This window comes from Pseudomonas sp. GXM4, assembly GCF_008923895.1.
Classification (GTDB): Bacteria; Pseudomonadota; Gammaproteobacteria; order Pseudomonadales; family Pseudomonadaceae; genus Aquipseudomonas; species Aquipseudomonas atacamensis.
Window position 1 is genome coordinate 1 of the sequence record NZ_WBRZ01000395.1, and the last position, 3,785, is coordinate 3,785.

Annotated in this window: 4 protein-coding genes; 2 read left to right on the forward strand and 2 right to left on the reverse strand. The window is 57.1% G+C overall.

The features are described from left to right. Positions 1–20: 20 nt before the first annotated feature. On the reverse strand, positions 21–818 hold the full coding sequence (gene lepB / locus F8N49_RS26480; protein WP_151553206.1) for a signal peptidase I: 798 nt from the start codon (positions 816–818) through the stop codon (positions 21–23). Positions 819–1,465: 647 nt separating this feature from the next. Between lepB and dusA the strand changes: the two genes are divergently transcribed. Beyond that, on the forward strand, positions 1,466–2,452 hold the full coding sequence (gene dusA, locus F8N49_RS26485; RefSeq protein ID WP_122752114.1) for a tRNA dihydrouridine(20/20a) synthase DusA: 987 nt from the start codon (positions 1,466–1,468) through the stop codon (positions 2,450–2,452). A 27-nt stretch (positions 2,453–2,479) separates the two neighbouring features. Further along, positions 2,480–2,899 (forward strand): DUF2388 domain-containing protein, encoded by a 420-nt coding sequence (locus F8N49_RS26490; protein WP_256675524.1) that lies wholly within the window; start codon positions 2,480–2,482, stop codon positions 2,897–2,899. Here F8N49_RS26490 and F8N49_RS26495 read toward each other — a convergent pair whose 3' ends face one another. Continuing rightward, positions 2,900–3,733, reverse strand: a complete 834-nt coding sequence (locus F8N49_RS26495; RefSeq protein WP_016775449.1) for an undecaprenyl-diphosphate phosphatase — start codon at positions 3,731–3,733, stop codon at positions 2,900–2,902. Between the last annotated feature and the right edge of the window lie 52 nt (positions 3,734–3,785).

The window sequence follows — 3,785 nt, forward strand, 5'->3', positions numbered from 1 at the left end:
TAAGGTGACGGCTTTTGTGTTCATTGACAGGCTGTACCAATCCTCGATCGATCGGATGAATACCAGATTCCGGTGACTTTACCGGTAATGTCCTGGACTGCGACCTGACCCATAAAGCGGCTGTCGTTACTGCTGTCGCGGTTATCGCCGAGCAGATAAACATGATCTTTCTCGACCACCGTCTGCGGCGTTTGCAGATAACGAGGATCCTTCACGCGCTCTGGCGGCGCAAAGAACAGCCCCATGTTTTCGCCGTTGCGAATGACCTTACCGTCAACAATCGACAAGGTGTCGCCACCCACTGCTGCCACACGTTTGACCGCCTCCGTGCCGTTATAGCGATACACCACAATGTCGCCCACCTGCGGCGCGTCGATGCGCATGTTGGTGACGATATAGTCACCGATCGAAAGGGTCGGAACCATCGAGCCGGAGGGGATCAAGTAAGTCTTGAACCCTAGCGTCGGGCCTCGCAATGGACCGAAAAGAACCAGCGTAAAGATAACCAGCGCCACCACGTAAAGCACATGGAAACGGGTGCTGGGGCTGTTCACCGGACGGTCGTTTCTACGCACCGATATCGCAGCCGCCGTGGCCGAGCCGAGTTTCACCAGGACGATAAACGTAGCGAAGACATACAGGCCCAATGGCGTGGCAGGCACCCCGCAGACACCGAGTAAAATCACCCCCAGATAAAGCAAAGCGGCAACACGCACCGCCCACTTCACCTGACCGGCATACACCAGACCCCAGCCGGCCACTAGGCACGACATCACAAATGCTTGCAGCGGCAACTTCGGCTTATCAGGAGTAGACATAAATTCTCTTCACGTAAATAGCTAACAATCAAGCGCCCGGCCTATTCAGCCAATAGGGCGCTACGGGCAATGCAGTGGGGGTTATTTAGCGGAAAAATAACCGGTCGTGCGCAATTGCAGGCTGTACAACTCCTGACGGATGAACGAAAAGGAGCCATCACTCTCGCTACCAAACGAAGGGTGGAGGCCATACGCAGGTTGGTAGACCGGTCGTCGGGAACCCCGGCGCATCCGAAGACGCCCCGCGCATGACCACCATAAAACAAAGACGAGAAACGTCGTCGCAAGACGGTAGTCTTGTGCTTTTGCCGGAACGCGCTACCAAACCCGATCACTGTTTTCAGTGACCCGGAGACGATAAAACCCGCAGGCTAGACGCACAAGCCGGCGGATTCTGTCTTAAGTGTAGGGGAGGCGCAAGACAAGGTAGGCTTCGGATGACTTTCACCAGTCAGATTTAAACAAGCGCCTGCGCAATCGTTTAAACGGATACTGAAGGACAGAAAACAGGCAGAAATACACTTCCTCCCATCAGGCCGAGCGCGTCGGAGCCCAGTTCAAACCACAAACAGCGGCTCGCAAGCCTTTGCCTGTTCGCAGACCTGATAAACTCTTGCGCCTTCGCCTTCTTGATCCAGATTCCTCACATGTCCCTACAACCCGTCACACTCTCCCGCCGCTTCTCTGTCGCCCCGATGATGGATTGGACGGACCGCCATTGCCGTTTCTTCCTACGCCTCCTGTCGAAGAACGCCCTGCTCTACACCGAAATGGTCACCACCGGCGCACTGCTCAACGGCGATCACGAACGGTTCCTGCGTCACAACGAAGCCGAGCACCCGCTGGCGTTGCAGCTCGGCGGTAGCGTTCCGCTTGATCTCGCCGCCTGCGCGCGCATGGCCGAAGAGCACGGCTACGACGAGGTAAACCTGAACGTCGGCTGCCCAAGCGATCGTGTGCAAAACAACATGATCGGCGCGTGCCTGATGGGGCATCCGCAGTTGGTGGCCGATTGTGTGAAGGCGATGCGTGATGCGGTGTCGATTCCGGTGACGGTGAAGCACCGGATCGGCATCAACGGGCGCGACAGTTATGCCGAGTTGTGCGATTTCGTCGGCACTGTTCGGGATGCCGGATGCACGAGTTTTACCGTGCATGCGCGGATTGCGATCCTCGAGGGGTTGTCGCCGAAGGAGAATCGCGACATTCCGCCGTTGCGCTATGACGTCGCGGCGCAGTTGAAGGCGGATTTTCCGGAGCTGGAGATTGTGCTGAACGGCGGGATCAAGACCATGGAGGCCTGCCATGAGCATCTGCAGACGTTCGATGGCGTGATGTTGGGGCGTGAGGCTTATCACAATCCGTATTTGCTGGCGGAGGTGGATCAGCAGTTGTTTGGCAGTTCGGCGCCGGTGATAAGTCGGGCTGAGGCGTTGGCGCAGTTGCGGCCGTATATCGCCGAACATCTGCTGGCCGGTGGCGCGATGCATCACATCACGCGGCATGTGCTGGGCCTGGGCACCGGGTTCCCCGGGGCGCGCAAGTTTCGTCAGTTGTTGTCGGTGGATATTCACAAGGCCAAGGATCCGCTGGCGTTGCTGGATCAGGCGGCTGAGTTGCTTGAAGGGCGTTGATTGATGGTTTGAGTGTGCGGGCGGCGCATGAGCGTTGCCCGGTATTTTGATGTACTGACAGGATGTCTTTTGTTTATGCCCGCGTTTACTTTTTCAGGTTTCAAGCGTTTTACCCTCCTCGCCTTGTTCAGCTTCACTTCCGACGTTTATGCGCACTGCGATGGCTTTTGCATGGGCCGTACCGATACGCCGTGGGAGGTGACGCAGCTTTCCGGCTTCACTTTGGTGTCTTTAATCCTCGCACCTATTTCGTCTAGTCAGGAAACGACCAACAGTCACAAGCGTGTTTACTCTGCCGAGGAGCAAGAAGACGCGCGACTCTATCTGGCCAGCGACGGCATGCTGCAAGCCGCGTATTTCACCTCGGCCTTGCAGCGCTTTCGTCAGGAGTCGTTGGATTCGACGTTAAACGATCTCGCCGTGGCGGCGTTGATCAGCGCGCAGTGATCAGGCGGCGGCTGCGGCGGTCCAGTTCACCCAGCCAAACAGCCAGGTTGCCAGAATCAACAAACCAAAACCGATCCGGTACCACGCGAACGCGGCATAGCTGTGGTTGGCGATAAATTTCAGCAGGCCACGCACGGCGATCATGGCGAAGATGAATGCGGTGACGAAGCCGAGGGCGAAGACTGGCAGGTCGTTGGGTTGGAACAGGTCGCGGTATTTGTAGCCGGAATAAACGGCGGCGCCGACCATGGTCGGCATGGCGAGGAAGAACGAGAACTCGGTGGCGGCTTTGCGCGAAAGGCCGAAGAGCAGCCCGCCGATGATCGTCGAGCCGGAGCGCGAGGTGCCGGGAATCATCGCCAGGCATTGTACGAAACCGACCTTCAACGCGTGGGACCAGCGCATGTCGTCGACATGTTCGACGCTGACTACATGGCTGCGCTGTTCGGCCCACAACATGACGATGCCGCCAACAACCAGGGCCACCGCAACGGTGATCGGGTTGAACAGGTATTCATGAATCGCGTCGGCGAATAACACGCCGAGGATAACGGCCGGGAAAAACGCGATCAGCAGATTAAGGGTGAAACGTTGCGCGTTGCGCTCGGTGGGCAGGCCTTTGACGATTTCGAAGATTTTCGGACGAAATTCCCAGACCACAGCCAGAATGGCCCCCAGTTGAATAATGATGTTGAACGCCATGGCGCGTTCGCCGCCAAACTCGAGCAGGTCGGCGACAATAATCTGGTGGCCGGTACTCGAGATGGGCAAGAACTCGGTCAAGCCTTCTACCGCGCCCAATATCAATACCTGGAAAAGGGTCCAGAAATCCATTAATCCTCCGTCAGAGCACTCAGGGTGAGCGACCAGTCAATAACACTCAGGG